The sequence below is a fragment of the Geobacter sp. genome (assembly GCF_030834625.1).
Lineage (GTDB): Bacteria > Desulfobacterota > Desulfuromonadia > Geobacterales > Geobacteraceae > Geobacter.
This window is the reverse complement of the sequence record NZ_JAUQXO010000091.1, coordinates 1-15,865: the sequence shown is the minus strand read 5'-3', so window position 1 is coordinate 15,865 and position 15,865 is coordinate 1. Positions and strand designations below refer to the sequence as shown.

Annotated in this window: 20 protein-coding genes; 1 reads left to right on the top strand and 19 read right to left on the bottom strand. The window is 55.5% G+C overall.

The window, feature by feature from the left end; all coding sequences use genetic code 11:
* From RCH91_RS20920 to RCH91_RS20900, 5 genes are all read right to left on the bottom strand, one after another.
* The coding region (locus RCH91_RS20920) for a transposase (protein WP_306534530.1) at positions 1–79 on the bottom strand (79 nt) is incomplete at its 3' end.
* Positions 80–126: 47 nt separating this feature from the next.
* A complete protein-coding gene (locus RCH91_RS20915; protein ID WP_306537350.1) occupies positions 127–930 on the bottom strand; it encodes a hypothetical protein in 804 nt (267 codons plus the stop codon).
* Complete coding sequence (locus RCH91_RS20910; protein WP_373694418.1) at positions 917–1,768, bottom strand: AAA family ATPase; 852 nt, start codon at positions 1,766–1,768, stop codon at positions 917–919. Before RCH91_RS20910 ends, RCH91_RS20915 begins: the two co-directional genes overlap by 14 nt.
* Positions 1,769–1,920: 152 nt before the next feature.
* Positions 1,921–3,771 (bottom strand): hypothetical protein, encoded by a 1,851-nt coding sequence (locus RCH91_RS20905; RefSeq protein ID WP_306537348.1) that lies wholly within the window; start codon positions 3,769–3,771, stop codon positions 1,921–1,923.
* Positions 3,772–3,847: 76 nt separating this feature from the next.
* On the bottom strand, positions 3,848–4,573 hold the full coding sequence (locus tag RCH91_RS20900; RefSeq protein ID WP_306537347.1) for a TnsA endonuclease N-terminal domain-containing protein: 726 nt from the start codon (positions 4,571–4,573) through the stop codon (positions 3,848–3,850).
* A 123-nt stretch (positions 4,574–4,696) separates the two neighbouring features.
* On the opposite strand from RCH91_RS20900, the gene RCH91_RS20895 reads away from it, so the two are divergent.
* On the top strand, positions 4,697–5,338 hold the full coding sequence (locus RCH91_RS20895) for a hypothetical protein (RefSeq protein ID WP_306537345.1): 642 nt from the start codon (positions 4,697–4,699) through the stop codon (positions 5,336–5,338).
* 355 nt (positions 5,339–5,693) lie between these two features.
* Here RCH91_RS20895 and sugE read toward each other — a convergent pair whose 3' ends face one another.
* The 14 genes from sugE to rnk (RCH91_RS20825) all read right to left on the bottom strand — a co-directional run.
* Entirely contained in the window at positions 5,694–6,014 is a 321-nt protein-coding gene (sugE, locus tag RCH91_RS20890; protein ID WP_306537343.1) for a quaternary ammonium compound efflux SMR transporter SugE, read from the bottom strand.
* 223 nt (positions 6,015–6,237) lie between these two features.
* Positions 6,238–7,185, bottom strand: a complete 948-nt coding sequence (locus RCH91_RS20885; RefSeq protein WP_306537341.1) for a rod shape-determining protein — start codon at positions 7,183–7,185, stop codon at positions 6,238–6,240.
* Between the two features lie 28 nt (positions 7,186–7,213).
* Positions 7,214–7,780, bottom strand: a complete 567-nt coding sequence (pal, locus tag RCH91_RS20880; protein WP_306537339.1) for a peptidoglycan-associated lipoprotein Pal — start codon at positions 7,778–7,780, stop codon at positions 7,214–7,216.
* Positions 7,781–8,112: 332 nt separating this feature from the next.
* On the bottom strand, positions 8,113–8,520 hold the full coding sequence (gene rnk, locus RCH91_RS20875) for a nucleoside diphosphate kinase regulator (RefSeq protein ID WP_306537337.1): 408 nt from the start codon (positions 8,518–8,520) through the stop codon (positions 8,113–8,115).
* A gap of 95 nt (positions 8,521–8,615) precedes the next feature.
* Positions 8,616–9,251, bottom strand: coding sequence for a MarC family protein (locus RCH91_RS20870; protein WP_306537335.1), 636 nt, complete (start codon positions 9,249–9,251; stop codon positions 8,616–8,618).
* A 6-nt stretch (positions 9,252–9,257) separates the two neighbouring features.
* Positions 9,258–9,668 (bottom strand): response regulator, encoded by a 411-nt coding sequence (locus RCH91_RS20865; protein ID WP_306537333.1) that lies wholly within the window; start codon positions 9,666–9,668, stop codon positions 9,258–9,260.
* A 337-nt stretch (positions 9,669–10,005) separates the two neighbouring features.
* Complete coding sequence (locus RCH91_RS20860; protein WP_306537331.1) at positions 10,006–10,431, bottom strand: Hsp20/alpha crystallin family protein; 426 nt, start codon at positions 10,429–10,431, stop codon at positions 10,006–10,008.
* A 41-nt stretch (positions 10,432–10,472) separates the two neighbouring features.
* The gene (locus RCH91_RS20855; RefSeq protein WP_306537329.1) at positions 10,473–10,871 is read right to left on the bottom strand and encodes a hypothetical protein; all 399 of its coding nucleotides are present in this window, start codon (positions 10,869–10,871) and stop codon (positions 10,473–10,475) included.
* 305 nt (positions 10,872–11,176) lie between these two features.
* Entirely contained in the window at positions 11,177–12,592 is a 1,416-nt protein-coding gene (locus RCH91_RS20850; protein WP_306537326.1) for a cell wall metabolism sensor histidine kinase WalK, read from the bottom strand.
* Between the two features lie 5 nt (positions 12,593–12,597).
* A complete protein-coding gene (locus tag RCH91_RS20845; RefSeq protein WP_306537324.1) occupies positions 12,598–13,272 on the bottom strand; it encodes a response regulator transcription factor in 675 nt (224 codons plus the stop codon).
* Between the two features lie 113 nt (positions 13,273–13,385).
* Positions 13,386–14,030 (bottom strand): cytochrome b/b6 domain-containing protein, encoded by a 645-nt coding sequence (locus RCH91_RS20840; protein ID WP_306537321.1) that lies wholly within the window; start codon positions 14,028–14,030, stop codon positions 13,386–13,388.
* A 101-nt stretch (positions 14,031–14,131) separates the two neighbouring features.
* Positions 14,132–14,680, bottom strand: a complete 549-nt coding sequence (locus RCH91_RS20835; protein ID WP_306537319.1) for a DUF5666 domain-containing protein — start codon at positions 14,678–14,680, stop codon at positions 14,132–14,134.
* Positions 14,681–14,763: 83 nt separating this feature from the next.
* The gene (locus tag RCH91_RS20830) at positions 14,764–15,171 is read right to left on the bottom strand and encodes a hypothetical protein (RefSeq protein WP_306537316.1); all 408 of its coding nucleotides are present in this window, start codon (positions 15,169–15,171) and stop codon (positions 14,764–14,766) included.
* A gap of 338 nt (positions 15,172–15,509) precedes the next feature.
* The coding region (rnk, locus tag RCH91_RS20825; protein WP_306537314.1) for a nucleoside diphosphate kinase regulator at positions 15,510–15,865 on the bottom strand (356 nt) is incomplete at its 5' end.

The following is a 15,865-nucleotide window of genomic DNA, read 5'->3' as shown; positions in this document are numbered from 1 at the left end:
TTTGGGACAGCCCTTGCTCTGTTACCAGTTTGACCGCCTCTGCTCGAAACTCTGGCGTGTAACGTTGCTGCTTCTTCATGTTCCCCTCCCTCTCGGTAGTTTACCAAGTGGGAGTGTCCATTGTCTTCAGGATACGTCACTACAGCCAATCAGATTACCCCAATGACCGAGAACTTCTTCACCTCTCATCTGCAGGAATGTCTTTTTATGCTCCAAGTGGTTGTTCCCAGTCCCAGGGGCCGCCATTTCCGACCAGCGCTCCATATTGGTTAAGGAACCGGCAGTTTTTCTTACCGTGTCAAACCAGACAAAGAGGTTGTCAAGCCTGTTTTTTTGAACTTCATCGAGTTCAAGGATGTTGGCTTCACTGTCCTTGCCTATTCGCCTGCGAGGTGCCCATAACCCCGTGTGACAGACCGGGCAGCTATACGGGGTGGCCTTCCCTCGACCGTTTAGTTCATAGGTAATCTTGCGACCGCAGTGTTGGCATTGTTCCGTGAGCGCTATGTCGTGGATTGGGCACTTGGAGATTGCATAGAGTTGGTGGAAGATGCTGTGATAGCCGCGGTTAATGCACTCCGGGCAGTAACGCAAATTCGTTTCGGGGGTAAGCCAGCGGATTTCTAATGAGGAGATGAGGGAGGTTACAAGGCTATGGTTCAAGTCATCAGGGCTCAGCTTGAGAACTTTACGGATTTTTTCGCCATCGAAGCCGCCCAGGGTGTGGAGGTTCCACTTGCCGTGGCTGCGCCGTTGCCGGCGATCGGCCATGGAGGTTTTCTTAAAGAGCTGTTTTGCACCTTGCACGCAAACCCAGTTCAGCGCCGCAAACTTGTGAAGGAGGGACCAGAGCGATTCATACGGAGCCACCCAGTCGCGTCGCCAGCAATATCGCGGCCCAGAGCTCAAACCCGTCTCAATGGAGGTCATCGGGGAATCCCTCTGCCGTGATGAAATCACCGCAGAGGTGGTAGCCTGATTTCTCCACCGCCTCTTTCCAGATTTGCACGGACAGGTGCGGCTCCGGGTCGCTCAGGTTCCCGTATTTGCGCATGACGTACTCCACAGAGTAGGAAAAGAACTGCATCGGCAACTCGTCCCCCCCTGGCAGCCTCGCCTTTTTCTTTACCTCCATGAACGCCTGCCAGATGGTTTCCGCCTGGCCGACGAGGCGCCAGCCATGCACGTATGCCGTCGGGAAATAGAATCGGGTGAACGACCAACCGCTTCCCGCCGGATGGTCGGAGTTTTCGTCGTACCCGTGGAGGCATACCCGAATCTCTTCCGGACTGCTCAGGCCCGGGAATTGGTGGGTGTTTACCATGAACCTCCCGACGAGCTGAAAGCGTTTGGCGATGACGAAGGCTTTGCGACGAGCGACCAATTCCTTTTGTCCGACCAGGATGAACGTTGGCCTCACCCGTGACATATCGAGGTCGTTGTAGATATCGACGAGCCATTTGTAATGCTGGGGCTGGAGGTTCTGCGCCTCGTCCAGAAAAATGACCAGCCGCCGGTGGGGATTATCTGCCGCCATGCAACGCAGGTATTCAGACAACCGGCCTCTCTTCTCCACCGACTTCCCGCGTGCACTGAAGCCGTGGCCGAGAGTCGTCAGGAATTCTTCAAAGAAAACGTTCTCGTTCGGATATTTGTGTTCCCTGCAAAGGAAGACCACAATGGGCAAATGCCCCTCGAACTTGGCCTCCAGCTGTTTGGCGACATACGTGATTGCCCGGGTTTTTCCGAAGCGCGGTGGCCCAAACACCAATCCTCCGGGCTGCCTTATCTCAATCCACTCGGAAATGGTCAGAAACATCCCGTAAGTTGCCGGGGTTCCGATGATATAGTCGCCCGTTTCGATCGGATGACTTTCCCTAGGGATATTCGGTCTGATGAAGTAGTGCTTGTTTTCCATAATCAGTACGTAAAGGTCTTCTGCTTGAACATGGCAGGATCCACGGATGTCTCCCCTACCCTCTTCTCGTGTTTCGGCTCCTCCGCCGGCATCTCGACAGGCTGATCGGAGTATTTGTGAGTATCCTGTTCGAGAGCCTTTTTTGCCTTGATCAGGTGCCGCCTTGCCTTCTTGCTCTTGACCGCCTCTTTGCTCAGATAGTCCATGTAGACGTGGATCGGGTCATCGTTTTCCGTGTACCGGATGAGCTGTCTATCCCGTGCCCGCATGATCGCCCGCCGCATTTCCAGGGTATGGGGCGTGCGCCCCCAAAATCCTCTGGCGTCCAAAACGCCAAGCTCCGAGCCGTCAGAGAAAAATGCCTCGATGCTTCGCGGGTCTTGCGGATCAACATAGAGAATGAGCTTCTGCCCGATCAATTCCGGCATGGTGGCGAGAATGTCGTTTGTGTAGCGGACTCCTTCCAGCTGAATGTAAGGGCGTTTCCCTTGCGCCACGCTGCCGCGGACGGTTCTCACGACCCGGTAATTGAACATGGCAAGCCTCCTCCTTCTCCCCTCCTCAAGCTTGGGGATGAGAAAGTTAGGATCCGACACGAACAGACGCAACTGCTCCAGTGGAGACCGATAGCCGTTGCAGGCGGACGGCGTGCCGTTGTAATCTGCGATGAGGACCGCGACCAGGTCCTCAATGTGCTCGAGGCGGATCTTGTATTTCATGGCGATCTTATCGGGGGATTGACGCCGCGGGTCCTGCGGACTGTTGCCGAGGGTCGAAGGGAGACGGTGGAAACCGTTCTCTTCAAACAGGCCGAAGAAGCGCTCGACCAAAGGGCGGCGTTCCGGAGATGCAACCGGCCCAGCGTTGACGCCGCAGCCGGTGACTTCGACGAGAATTCTCGTGACGTCCTCTGCCAGGTTGGCCTTCGCATTGTCATAGCAAAACTCCTGAAAGATTGCCCACTCCAGATCTTTGATGACCGCCGACGGCATTCCCCCGTCCGCGGGATACTTAAGACCGGGCAGGGTCAACTGCCTGGGGACCCAGGGCATGATTGTCTTCTTGATGCACTGCATCACATCGAACATGCTGTATTCGCGGCCGAACGACAGGTGATAGCCAAGAATGGCGCCGGAAAGGGCCTCCTTCATTACTAAAAGCCAAATTCGATCGATAACCAGATCGGTCGTACCGCCGTATGGCGAAGGAATCTGCAGGATGAAGGTAATGTCGATGTTGTGGCCGTCGAATTCGACGCGCACATAGGGGCGTGTTACCGGAAGAATTTGTGACTCAGCGTGTCCGAGTTTCAGCTTTCTCGCTGCATCTTTGCCAAACCTGGCTTTCACGGCATCACCGCATTTGACGTTCACAAGTTTTCGAAGATAGTTATAGAGAGCCCGGTATCCCATCGATTTCACATTGAACGGGTAGCCGCTCTTGATCCCCTTGGCTCTGCAGGCGTCGATGAAGCGTTTGAATATCGATTTATAGTTGATGCGGGATTCGTGGACGATGATGTTTTGAGTCTTCTTGAGGAAATAGGCTTCAACCTCCTCCCGGATATCCGGGTGACGCTCGAACAACTGATTAAGCGCCCCTGCAGCTCCGCCCCGTTGATCAAGGCCCGTGCGGGTCACCGGAGCGATGCGGTCATACACTTTTTGATGTATATACGGCAACAGTGCTCGGAATCCCCAGATTCTCCCGTCGGGATGAGTAGTCAGGCATCTCTCGACGAGTCGGTGGATGGTTTGGCGGCTCAGCCGAAACGTGGAGACGAGATAATTGAGAGAATGGCCCGAGAAGTAGCCTTGGACCACCGCTTCTCTTGTCGTGTAGAGCTCCAGCACCTCACCCGACAGGGCGGATTTGTCAACGCTCGGCCAACCATCCGGGTCACTTATCTCCGGGGGGAATTGGTCTCGTCTAACCCTGGACCGATAACTCATGACTTGACCTCAATGGGATTGCCTCTGTAAGCACTGCCTGATCAAGTGGTGCCTGCAACTCGCCAGCATGGATCAACCGAAAGACCGCACCCCGGATCGAGGTCGGCGGCACTCCGTCGAACCAGCGGCTCAACGCGAGCAAAGAAATGGTTCCTTCCTCGGCGACAATTTGCCTTATCGATTCCTGGATCTTGTCAAGGTCCAAATCCCTGGTATTCGCCAATTGCGCCAGGATAAGCTGCCAGTTGCGAAGCTGGAGCTTGTTGGCATAGACCTCGTTGTCGGTCAATACCTGGTGTGCTATCTCGCGACGTTCGCACCAGGCTTTCTGAAGCTCGAGCAGGCGCCTCAGTGCGGGCTTTTCGTCGAGTTGGTCCAGCTTCTTGGCATACTTCAACTCCCGGTACTCTTCGGCGCCATTTCGCCACTGCACCCACATGTCGATCAGGGAACTGCCATTCTTGCCGTCGTTAACGCCCAACACCTTTATCGGCCGTTCGCAGAAGGCGGCGATTTCTGGTGTTGCCTCCACGAGGATCCAATGGTGGTACTCCAGATTACTGTAAAACTTGACACGACGATCGATCTTCGGGCTGTAGACCTGCCAGTAGTTGCTGCCGCCTCTCCCCCGCCTCGGCTCCCAGAGTGGCTTGGTGTGGCGAAGAGTTTGACCGCGATTGCCGGTCTGTGCCGTTTCGTTCATAAGCTCCATTTCGCCGGCTACACTGTGTGAAGAAAAGCCGACGCGATTCCCCCTAATTTTATTACTCCGGATTTTCGGCGGCATTGGACAGACTTGGATAAAATTAATCCCGGGGCCGTTCCGATGAGCGAAGAACTAAGGAAATCTGGCGGCACGCGAAGACCTGCGACAACTCAGGAGATCGTGAAGGGGATTGGTATGATGTCGAAGGTCGATTCACTCAGGCTCAATCGTTTCGCCAAAAGCCGAACAGTGCTGCTGGGCGTGCTCGCCCATGGTCAGACATGGCAGGACTTTGTTCAAGAGGCGGTTCTCCTGACCCTGAACGGACAACGCCGCTGGTACCCTTGGGAAAAGAGTTTTGTCGTCCATCTCATGGATAGTGTGTGGAGTATCACCGGCCACATTTTTGAAAGTGTGAGGACACAGCACGAACCAGTGCCCATCAGTGCTCTGCTCGGCAATCCCGACGAGCTTTCACCAAACCATTGGCCCTGTAATGTGCCGGCTGATTGCCCCACCCCCGAGGAGCAGTTGATGATCAAGGAAGAGGAAGCAGAAAGAGCACGGCTGATCGCCCACTTGTATCGGAATATTGCGGTTATTCCGGTTGGTCCGGATGTATTAAGATGCAAACTTGAGAGAATGACGGGGAGAGAAACCCGTGAGGCGCTCGGCCTCGATGGGAGAAGCCATGCCGCTATCGATAAGCGCATCGCGCGTAAGGTAGCAAAAATCTGCATGGCTATGACGCTAGGCGACTAGGCGGGACCCGAATATCTAGGGACTTAAGTATGGCGGCCCGTTTTCCTAGGACACGGAGATTTACCTCATTTTCATATCCAGAATAACCGGGGCCGCCATACGCAAATTATCTTTTTAGCGTTATGCCAAAAGCATAGTCTATAAATAATGCACCCGAAGACTGGTCCGAAACCAGTTGAGGAGTAATGGTTGGTAAGTCCGCAGCACTCGGGCTTCTTTCTGTACCGGCGCCAAACGTGAACGGGTCGTGCGGCAGCGCATAATTCGTCCAGCATGCCGGACCATCCACCGCTTTTGTATCACCAGAAGTGCCGGAAGTTTTCCTCAGAAACAGAGGATCGAAGCGATGCCCATGCTACGAAGGGGGAAGAGCCTTGAGGCCGATGATGCCGGCGAGTATCAATCCCACACAGATCAACCTGCCCACTGTTGCAGAGTCGCCGAACAGGAAGATGCCCAGGAGGACGGTCCCGACAGTGCCAATGCCTGTCCAGACCGCGTAGGCAGTTCCCCCTGGCAAATCCTTCATGGCGACGCCAAGAAGCGCCACACTTATGGCCATGGCCGCTACCGTACCTACGGTTGGCCAGAGCCGGGTAAAACCTTCCGTGTACTTGAGACCGATAGCCCATGATACTTCAAACAGGCCGGCGATGACGAGAACGAGCCAAGACATAATTGCTCCCGAAAAATGAGGCCGTCCCCAACTCGTGATTGAACAGGCAGGGTCGTCCCCGCCTCACAGAACCAGCCTTCTGCCACAACACGCCATCATCCGTTCGATTTATTGTATAAGTGTTTGTTTTTACAACCTTGTAAAACAACCTCGACTTGAAACATCCAAAAACATTACACAAAGTATTCGTTACTGGCCCAATGAGGGGCTAGATGTAACTTCCTCAATGTTTCCACATATTAAGAACCCCAACAATCGGCAGCATCATGCGAGCCCCCAACACAACCGCATTTAAAGGATTCTGAACGGTAATCGTATTGATTCTTGTTTCCTCTTGAACTCTTTCTCTCATGCCAGCCAGTAACGAACCTCCTCCCGTCAAATGAATCCCGCTGTCAATAAGCTCGCATCCAATGGAGTGGGGGATATTCTTGAGAAACATAACAATAGTGTTGAATATTTGAGCTAGTGCAAGTTCAAGGGACGCCCATATCTCTCGCTCGCCCCCTGACTGGAGTGCAGAAGCACCTATTAGCTCATCCCGCTCGAGCGCATGCGATACATTGCTGCCAGTCCCCACCGCTCCGGAAATCCCCACTTCGCGCAGTATCCTCTCGGCACTGTACTCCGAAATCTGACTATTCGATTGTCTAGCGACCGTCTCTCGTATCGAGTTGCGGAGCGTGCCACACCCCATTCTGATGGTCGACGTTTCTATGATCTTGCCAGACTTTATTATGGCACAGTCCGTCACCCCTTCACCTATATCGATAATCATCTGTGAAGATGTGGAAGAGACATCGATTCCCCCTCCAATAGCTGCGGCAAGAGGTTCGGGGACAACGACCACCGCTGATGCGCCAGCCCTGGAAACAATGTCAATGATCATCTCCCGTTCATTGGCACTGGCATCGGTCGGCGCACAAGCCACGGCCCGCGGCCGCAATATGCCGATAGATTTAATCCCGTCAAGTATCGGCTCAAGTACAGCAACCGCCACATCACGATTCACCACTACCCCTGAACGTAGCGCGGAAAGATCCCCTACCTTTGATTGGCGCACTACAGGGCCATGGAGTTTTGTTGCTATCCGGGTAGTTGCGGTGCCAATATCGATCGCGACATCAGGGCGCCAGATGGCATGATCCAGAATTCTTGCCCCATGTTTCATTGGTGTGTCCTGTTTTATTGAGCAGTTGTCAGTGTCGGCGGATGAAATCGACCCGACGGTTTTTAGACCAGGCAGATTCCTCGTTACCGCCGACGGCGGGTTGCTCTTCGCCGTAACTCACGATTTCCATCCGATCGGCGTCAATGCCGAGATTCACCAGGTACTTCAGGGTCGATTTAGCGCGCTGTTCCCCAAGGGCCAAGTTGTAGGCGTCGGAACCCCGCTCGTCGGTGTGCCCTTCCACCGTTATCGCCACATCGGGATTCTTTCGGAGCCAGTCGGCATTCCGTACGAGAGCCTCCCGGACTGGAGCGGTGAGAAGCCAGGAGTCAAAGTCAAAGTAGACCGTTTCGAGGGGACTCGCCTGCACGGCTGCCGTTTCAAGCTTGGAGAGGCTTCCTTCTGCCATATCAGTCATGGAGATCTGCTCGGATCGCATATCACCTGCTGACGGCGCTGCATCGGTGGCGGTAGTGACTCCTTGCTCGACGCCCAGTCCGGAGGCGGGTGCTGTCACGATCATCTCCTTCTTGGCACAACCTACAGCAAATGCGAACAAACAGAGGATCAGCAGAATGGTTCGTATATCTCTCATGAAATCTCTCCTCGATAGTAGATTGAAATATGCCTGTAACGAGCTGATTGACGCCTATCTCCCGTCAGCCTCGCCTTCCCCAGATGGGAGGGAGTAAGGCCTTATGGTGGAAGAGACTAATCAGGAGCAACTTTGTTGTTAAGCAGGATAGTCCCCTCCATGTTCGCAATCCAGATGGTCCCACACGTAGTGCATTCGAGCAGGTTATCGGCATATCCGTCGGAGTGCATGGCGATTTCGATCTTCGTGTGATCGTTGCAGATGGGGCAATTCATGGTGCTTCATCTCCTTCGTGTCTTTTGTCTGGTGAGCACTGAGCGTGCGCCAGTCCCTCACAGGTCAAAATCCCCTGCCGCCTCAGGCTGATAGAGAATTTCCTCGATTTTGATCTTTTTGGCGAATGAGCGGACTGCCAAATCCAGGGTGTCGCCGGCACCAAAGCCAAGGATCGCGGTTCCGATGGGTGACAGGACCGAGATTTTTCCTTCCGCAATGTTTGCATCTTTGGGAAAGACCAACGATATGGTCATTTCCTTGTCGGCATGGAGATCACGCAGTTTCACCCTTGTGTTCATGGTCACGACATCCGGGGGAATATCCTGGGGGTCGACGATCCTGGCCGATGCCAGTTCCTCGTCCAGGCGCTGGAGGTCCTTCCGCTCGCGAAAATTTGTCGTAACAAGAATCTCTTCAAGCCTTGAGAGATCGTTCTCCGTCATGTAGATAGCTCGTGCGTCCATATTCGTCCTTTCCATACTGAAGTTTTCAACGATGTGAAAGTGCTGTGCTTTTCAGAAGGTTTCCGTTTTGACCAGCAACGCTCCTGTGAATCTGCTCAAAGCAGCCCCGGAAGGAGTTGGCTCAGGCCACCGGTGATGAATTCTATGGCAATGGCGGCCAGCAGAAGTCCCATGAGCCGGGTCGCGATATTGATGCCGGTTTTCCCCATTATTTTTCCGATGGGAATAGCCAGGCGCAGGATGAGCCATACGAGGCACGCCGTTGCCGCGCTGATAAGAATCAGGATGCCGTCATGGCCCCAACTCCCCGCCTGATTGCTGTAGATGATTACCGTGCTGATGGCCCCAGGCCCTGCGAGCAGGGGGATAGAGAGAGGCACCACGGCGATGTCCGCTTTTTCTTCCGCCTCACGCGCCTCTTCATCGGTGTACCTGCTTCGGCTGTGCTGGGCGTAGAACATGGCAATGGCGTTCAGCAGGATGAGGATTCCTCCCCCGACTCGAAACGATGAGATGCTGACGCCAAAAAAGCGCAGCAGCGACTCGCCTACCAGTACGGTCACCGCCAGCACGATTCCCACCGAGCATGCAGCAACGCGTGCTGTCCTCAGCCTGTCCTTCGGAGGGTCGTCATTGGTTGTCGCCACGAAAACGGGAATGGCTCCGATCGGGTTTACGACCACCAGCAGAGCGGTAAACGTCTTTATGTATTCAGGCCACGTGAGCATCATAAAACCTTACACCCCTTTTGCTGACGCACTGTCCATGGCGCCCCTCCTTTCAGACACTTTGCGGGCCTCCCGCAACAAATACCGCACCAGTTTGGGAGACAGAGGCTTGTCGAAAACCCTTTCAATGCCCGCTTCGTTGATCTCGTGCCTCAAGGCAAGCGTCGGCAAGTCGGTATACATGAAGACGGCAAGTCCGGGACGAGTCCTGCGGGCTTTGCGGGCCAGCGTGATGGCATCCATGTCCGGCATCACCAGGTCGGTGAGCATGAGTTCAAAGGATGTCTCGCATAATGTGGCGAGGGCCTCTTCTCCGCTGCCAACACGGTGGACCGTTGTATTGTTTCTGTCGAAAAGCTCTTCCAGGAGGGTCAGGTCGTAATCTCTCCCGGCGGCAAACAGTATTTTTGAGGCAACCATTGTCTTGCTCCTCTCTCAACGTAGTCATTACTGCTACCCCGACAGATGCGGACAGAAGGCGACATCGGCTATATCCAGGCGGTATTCCCCAGGACAGATCGGCCCGGGGCTGAAATGCCTCCTCCGCCCGTTGCGGTGGTTTAGATGGGTATCGACCCCACCGGCGATGCCATATTCGGCCCCCACTGATGCCCGGCACCGTTTGCCGCACGCACCGCAACAATGGGGTACCTTGTTCCTCCTTCCGCCTCTGGATGATAATTGTGTAAGCATTCAGGTATCCTCCATCGCCAAGCGCGATATCCAGCCTGTCCATTACGCTTCGGACCGCCACGGATCAATGGAGCGGAACCGCGGTCCGAGGTCCTTGTTTCTTCTTGGTCTTTGGCAGGGTGATGTGGAGCACCCCTGACGCAAAGTGCGCAGTCGCGTGCTCTCCCCATACCTTGACCGGCATCGGAAATGAGCGGCAAAACGAGACCTGCGAGTGAAGCGTTTGTCCGCTCGACACCCCGCCCTCCACTCGTTCCCCCCTGATGCTGAGTTCGTTGTCAACGACACTCACGGCGATATTCTCAGCTTGGACATTGGGGAGTTCGACCGATACCATGAGGCTTTCTTCCGTCTCCGAAAACTCCACCGCCGGGAGCCAGTTTCCGTGGTCGATCACAGGAACGGCAACTTCTCCGGCATTGCATTGATGGGGGTCGCCCGAACAGATGCACGACACCGTCGCTTCTCCATGGAGTACTCTGCCGTTCATTCCCATAGCTTGACCTCCTCTCCTCCTTGTTCCCGCCGCTACTATGGCAGCGGTATCCGTGCACCTGACGGATCCCGGTTTCCGTTACCGGTCTTCAACATTTTCCAGAGCACGGCGGCCACCTCCTCCGGGTTCTGGTCCAGATAACTCATGAATCGCGGTTCCAGATAGTGCCCCCGGGAGACTGTCTCGGCCCGCCTGTCGGGAAGGATCAGGACGGTCCTCGTGTCGCGGAGAGCGGTTCGCATGGTAAGGAGACTCTCCAGCTCATCCCTGTCCCGAACTACCAGAACGGTTATTGCCGGCTGCTCCAGAACCCGGCGGAATCGTTCCGTCAGCGCTCCCAGCGTCCGATACACCTCCAGGCCGGGAATAACCCTCGAGACCGTTTTCCGGATATCGTCACCAACTCCTTCAGGGGCATAGAACAGCACATCCATAGGCAATGACCTCGCTCTGAGTCTCTGTATTCAATGACCCTATAGCATGGCGTGTGCCAGACGGAGCTGTTTCGGTTTGTGTTGTGTTTACAGGTATATACGACAGGTGTGTTGTCAGGAGGGATTAAAGATTTTCCTGCGAAACTGGAATGATTCCAGCCGTACAGGAAATTTCCGGGGTGGGGACTGAGCCGTAAGAAGAACTCCATCTCTTTTGAAGATGTTTTCGCCGGGGAATGGGAGGCATTGGTTACGACGTGGTAGGCGTGCCGCCGGCTTCAGGGCACGTGCTTAATTGCCCTGAGTCAGGCTGTTCCCGTTTCAATCATGTGTCGATTGACCGGCAGGGTTACGGTAAAGGAGGTTCCCTTTCCTGGTTCGCTTTCCAGTGCAATCGCACCGCCATGGGCATCGATGATCGCTTTGGCTATGCTGAGGCCGAGCCCGGTGCCATCGGAGTTTCGCGCGGCGTCGGCCCGGTAGAATCGGTCGAATATCCGTGCCTGATCCTCCTTTCCCATGCCGACGCCGGTGTCTTTTATGGAGACAACCGCGTGCGCGCCGCTCCCGGAGGCGGTGAGCTCCAGCACGCCGTATTCCCTGTTATATTTCACGCCGTTTTCGAGGATGTTGAGAAACGCTTCCGTCAGGCTCTCACTGTTTCCCGGGATGGCGACGTCGTCTCCCAGTGCCGCGATAACCTGAAGGTGTCTTTTCTCCGCAAAAGGCTTCGTCATTTCCAGCGCTCTCCCTAGGCAGGCGTTGAGGGATACGACCGCGAATCCCTGCGAAAGGACACCCGAGTCAAGGCGGGCGAGGGAGAGAAGGTCCCTCACGGTCATACTGATAGTATCGGAAACCGTCCTGATGGTCTGTATGGCATCAATGTACTCCTCCGGCGTCCGTTCCCTTTGCAGCACCACGTCACACTGAACCTTGATCACCGAAACCGGGGTCTTGAGCTCATGGGAGGCATCCGCGATCAGACGTTTCTCGCTCTCGAACACCTTTTGCAGCCGATTGAGCATCCTGTTGAATGAGCCGGCCAGTCCCGCCAGCTCCCTGGTCTCTGATTCGGCATCGATCCTTTCCCCCAGGTTTTTGTGGGTGATGGTCTCGATTCTGCCGGAAAATCTCGCGAGGGGGGCCAGCGACTGCCGTGCTATCCACAGGCAGATGAGCGAGGCGATCACTATCCCCGAAGGGATGACCAGAAGGAGGAAGCGTCTGAAGGTGCTGATCATGTCCAGGCTGTCGCTGAGGCTCTCCGCCACAAAGATGGTAAACGTCATGCCAAAGGCGCTGAGATTGTGCCGAAGCACCCGAATCGGCTCACCGGCAGGCCCCACGGAAGCATAGACATCCTCTCCGGGGTCTTCGTCGGCAGGTTCAGGCGCCCCGGCGTCAAGATCGAAGCTGTCCTTGACAAGCGAAGGCGATGCGGCGAGGAGCTTCCCGTTCATCATCACTCTGAAGTAGTGCCCGGACCGCGGGATGGAATATTCCCCAGAAACAACCTCCTCCAGCTCCAGTTCAATGGTGTTGTTCTCCTCATGGAGGAGCCCGGTGATCACCTGCGCTTTCGAGTGAAGGGTCCTGTCAACCGCGCCGATGACGATCCCGTTTACCTCGCGGTAGATGAAGACGCCGACCGCGACGAACAACAGAGACGTGAACGTGATAATCGAGAGGAAGAGTCTTCCTTGTATGGAGTTCGGCATCACTCTCATGCATCGCCTTTCAGGATGTAGCCCGCGCCCCGCACCGTGTGGATGAGCTGCCGGTCAAATCCCTTGTCCAGCTTGTTTCGCAGGTGATTCACATAGACGTCGATGACGTTGCTGTCGCGGTCGAAGTCCGTGTCGTAGATATGCTCCGTAAGTTCGGTTCTGCTGATTACCCTGTCGCTGTTCAGTGCCAGATATTCAAGAAGATTGTATTCGGTGGCGGACAGGCGGATCTCTCTCCCGCCGCGGCTTACGCTGCGGGAGTTCGTGTCCAGCGAGAGGTCGTCTATTGCAACAAGGGGGGAGGGTTTTCCCTTGCTCCTCCTGATCACCGATTTCAGCCGCGCCAGGAGTTCATGAAAGTCGAAGGGCTTCACGATATAGTCATCCGCACCGAAATTGAGCCCCTTTATCCTGCTCTCGATCTCCCCCCGGGCGGTGATCAGGAGGACCGGCACCTCGCTTCTCTTCGACCGCAACGCGTTCAGGACCGTGAGGCCGTCCATGACCGGGAGCATGATGTCGAGCAGTACCGCATCGTAGGGATAGTTCTCGGCCATGTACAACCCCTCTTCGCCGTCGCCGGCCAGGTCGACGATGAAGGCGTTTTCCTCAAGCCCCTTTTTCAAGATCCCGGCCATTCTCTTTTCGTCTTCGATAATGAGGATTTTCATCTCGCTCCACCGTCCGATCAGAGGTCATTTTTTCCTTTCATTCTACCAGAGGGACCGGAGAGGGCCATTCTCCCAACCCTCGGGGAGACTCCCCTCCCTCCGGTCTCTGGCCTTCAGGGGACGCCGCTCTCCGCCTGCTTGACGCGAGCATCGCCGGGAGATGGGGCGCCCTGAGACTCCTTCAGGAAGAGCATCCTGCGCCAGAGATGACGTCCGCGCAGGGCATGCACGATGACGGCTCCCCCATGCATCGAGAGAAAGATCGGAATGAGGAACTGGCCGGTTTCGTGGACTTCCTTCACGGCGTGGACGAGTCCGGTCGCCTTCTGTCCCGGCACAAGTGTGAAAAAGAGAAAGCCGCCGCTCAAGGCCATCAGCAAAAATACCAGAAGGCCGAGTGTCTGCACCAGGCCGGCCAAACCTTCATGGAGCGGCCGTTCCGGCAAGCGCAGTCTCAAGAGCCCCATGATGTCTTCCCGCACGCGCTGGAGCCTTTCCTTCGTACAGGGGATCCACTGGGTGAACCGGAGATGCCGGGGACCCCAGATCCCCAGCAAGACGCGCAGAATAATGAAGATGGCCAACCCCATGCCGATCCAACCGTGGAACGTGAATCCCGTGTGTTCCGCCTTCTTGTAATCGTCGGCCAGGCTGCCGGTGAGCCAGGCTGCAATGCCGAATGACGCAAGCCCCAGGTGAACCGCGATGGCGAAAACGCCGAGAGGGGCTTCAGCCGCATATTCCTTGGTAGTTGCCATGGCCGTGCCTCCTTGAGAGAACCGTTGCCGGTGATCTGTTCCTTTTCAGGCAGGGTGAGCGTTGCCGGGGCAAGGGAGACCCGCCCCGGCTTGGTTCTCGCCTATCGCTTGCCCCTTTTTACCTCGATCGTGCGGGCGGAAAATGTGGTGCCGACGCGGCGCCCTTCCACCTCCACATAGGCGCCCACCTCAGCCTTGCCATGCTTTTCCCTGATGACGGTATCCCTTGACACCAGTATCTCCTCGCCGTTCACGATCCATTTTCCGTCCTTGCCCGCCGCGAGCGTTTCGATTGTCCCGAGGATTTTTCGTTCCTCCCTGCCGTCCCTCTTCACTTCGACCTTGTGGGCATTTAATATCTTCCCGTTCAAGGTCCCTTCCACCTCCACATAGGCACCCACCGCGGCCTTTCCATGCTTCTCCTTGATAAGGGTGGCTTTTGTTACGTTGACCTCCCTGCCGTTCACGTTCCAGACGCCGATCATCCCGCCGGGAAGGCTTCTGACCGTCCCATAGATCGTGCTTTCATACTGTCCACCCCGCTCATCATATTCTTTCCCTCCCTGCCTTCCATGGTCGCCGGCGAATGCGGCTCCTGCCGCCAGCGCCACGAACAGCCCCAGTGCCACGATGGTGATGAAGTTCTTCATACTCTCCTCCTGTTCCGGTGATTCCGGCCGCGCCTTCCCCATTGGGACCTTCAACCTCCCCGCATGCTCCAACGTCTGCCCGGTCACGCCTTTGCCTGATGGCGGTATCCCCTCGTCACCAGCATCCCCGCGTCGTGTGCGGTCCATTTTGCGTTCTTGCCAACCGGGCGCTTGTCGGCGGCCCCGCGGATTTTTTCCGCTTCCGTGGCGCCCCTCGTTACGGCAATCCTGTAAGCATTCAACGTCTTCCCGCTCCAGGTCCCCTCGATTTCAACATAGGCGCCCACTTCGGCCTTCCCATGCTCCGCCTTGATGAAGGTGGCCTTTGGTACGTTGACTTCTCTTCCGTCCACGTTCCAGATGCCGGTCATTCCTTCGGGAAGACTTCTGACCGTTCCGAAGATCGTTCTTCTGTACTGTTCAGCCTCCGCGTACTCCCTCTCGAATGCCGCGATCAGTTCCATTGCCAAAGTCTTGATGAAGTTCTTCATACTCTCCTCCTTTTCCGGGGGGAGACTCCGGTTTCGGGAGTCCCCCCATGCTTTGACTTCAGCCTAGCAAAGCAAATATGAAAGAAGGATTAAAGCTCGACACTTTTTTTTGAAGAAATTTTGGAGGAAGAGCCCGGAAGGGGGAAAAGTTTCGAAGGTACCGTACATGAAAGAGTTTCGAGGGGTGGTTGTGAAACTGGCAATCCAGGGAGACTCTCAGCCCGCGTTGCATCCCGTTGTCCCGGCTGGTCGGGACAAACCTCTTGTCATCTCCACTCAGGGAGCGGCCGCGCACCGAGCGGAATCATCACCGCAGGCGCCGCACGAGTCGACAAGGTTTACAGACGGTAATCCCCGGCAGCTTCGGGCTGATAGAGAATACTCAAAACTTTCAATCTCTTTGTACCGGCAGGAACTTGCCATTTTATCGTGTCTCCGCCACGGTAGCCAATCATGGCGGTTCCAATGGGTGCAAGAATCGATATTTTGTTCTGGTCGATGTTTGCGTCCCTGGGAAATACCAAGGTGTAGATCCTTTCCTCTTTTGAATCCAGATCCATCAACCGGACCCTGGAATTCATTGTGATAACATCCGGAGGGATACTTTTCGGGTCCACAATCTCGGCGCGGAGCAGTTCTTTTGCCAGTTCATCCAGATGTTTGCTGTTCCTGGAGCTGAATTCATCCAGTAGTT

Excerpts from the sequence above, each read along its gene's own strand:
- RCH91_RS20915 (WP_306537350.1), bottom strand. The coding sequence starts at position 930 with ATGACCTCCATTGAGACGGGTTTGAGCTCTGGGCCGCGATATTGCTGG.
- RCH91_RS20900 (WP_306537347.1), bottom strand. The coding sequence starts at position 4,573 with ATGAACGAAACGGCACAGACCGGCAATCGCGGTCAAACTCTTCGCCAC.
- RCH91_RS20895 (WP_306537345.1), top strand. The coding sequence starts at position 4,697 with ATGAGCGAAGAACTAAGGAAATCTGGCGGCACGCGAAGACCTGCGACA.
- sugE (WP_306537343.1), bottom strand. The coding sequence starts at position 6,014 with ATGTCTTGGCTCGTTCTCGTCATCGCCGGCCTGTTTGAAGTATCATGG.
- RCH91_RS20885 (WP_306537341.1), bottom strand. The coding sequence starts at position 7,185 with ATGAAACATGGGGCAAGAATTCTGGATCATGCCATCTGGCGCCCTGAT.
- pal (WP_306537339.1), bottom strand. The coding sequence starts at position 7,780 with ATGAGAGATATACGAACCATTCTGCTGATCCTCTGTTTGTTCGCATTT.
- rnk (WP_306537337.1), bottom strand. The coding sequence starts at position 8,520 with ATGGACGCACGAGCTATCTACATGACGGAGAACGATCTCTCAAGGCTT.
- RCH91_RS20870 (WP_306537335.1), bottom strand. The coding sequence starts at position 9,251 with ATGATGCTCACGTGGCCTGAATACATAAAGACGTTTACCGCTCTGCTG.
- RCH91_RS20865 (WP_306537333.1), bottom strand. The coding sequence starts at position 9,668 with ATGGTTGCCTCAAAAATACTGTTTGCCGCCGGGAGAGATTACGACCTG.
- RCH91_RS20860 (WP_306537331.1), bottom strand. The coding sequence starts at position 10,431 with ATGAACGGCAGAGTACTCCATGGAGAAGCGACGGTGTCGTGCATCTGT.
- RCH91_RS20855 (WP_306537329.1), bottom strand. The coding sequence starts at position 10,871 with ATGGATGTGCTGTTCTATGCCCCTGAAGGAGTTGGTGACGATATCCGG.
- RCH91_RS20850 (WP_306537326.1), bottom strand. The coding sequence starts at position 12,592 with ATGCCGAACTCCATACAAGGAAGACTCTTCCTCTCGATTATCACGTTC.
- RCH91_RS20845 (WP_306537324.1), bottom strand. The coding sequence starts at position 13,272 with ATGAAAATCCTCATTATCGAAGACGAAAAGAGAATGGCCGGGATCTTG.
- RCH91_RS20840 (WP_306537321.1), bottom strand. The coding sequence starts at position 14,030 with ATGGCAACTACCAAGGAATATGCGGCTGAAGCCCCTCTCGGCGTTTTC.
- RCH91_RS20835 (WP_306537319.1), bottom strand. The coding sequence starts at position 14,680 with ATGAAGAACTTCATCACCATCGTGGCACTGGGGCTGTTCGTGGCGCTG.
- RCH91_RS20830 (WP_306537316.1), bottom strand. The coding sequence starts at position 15,171 with ATGAAGAACTTCATCAAGACTTTGGCAATGGAACTGATCGCGGCATTC.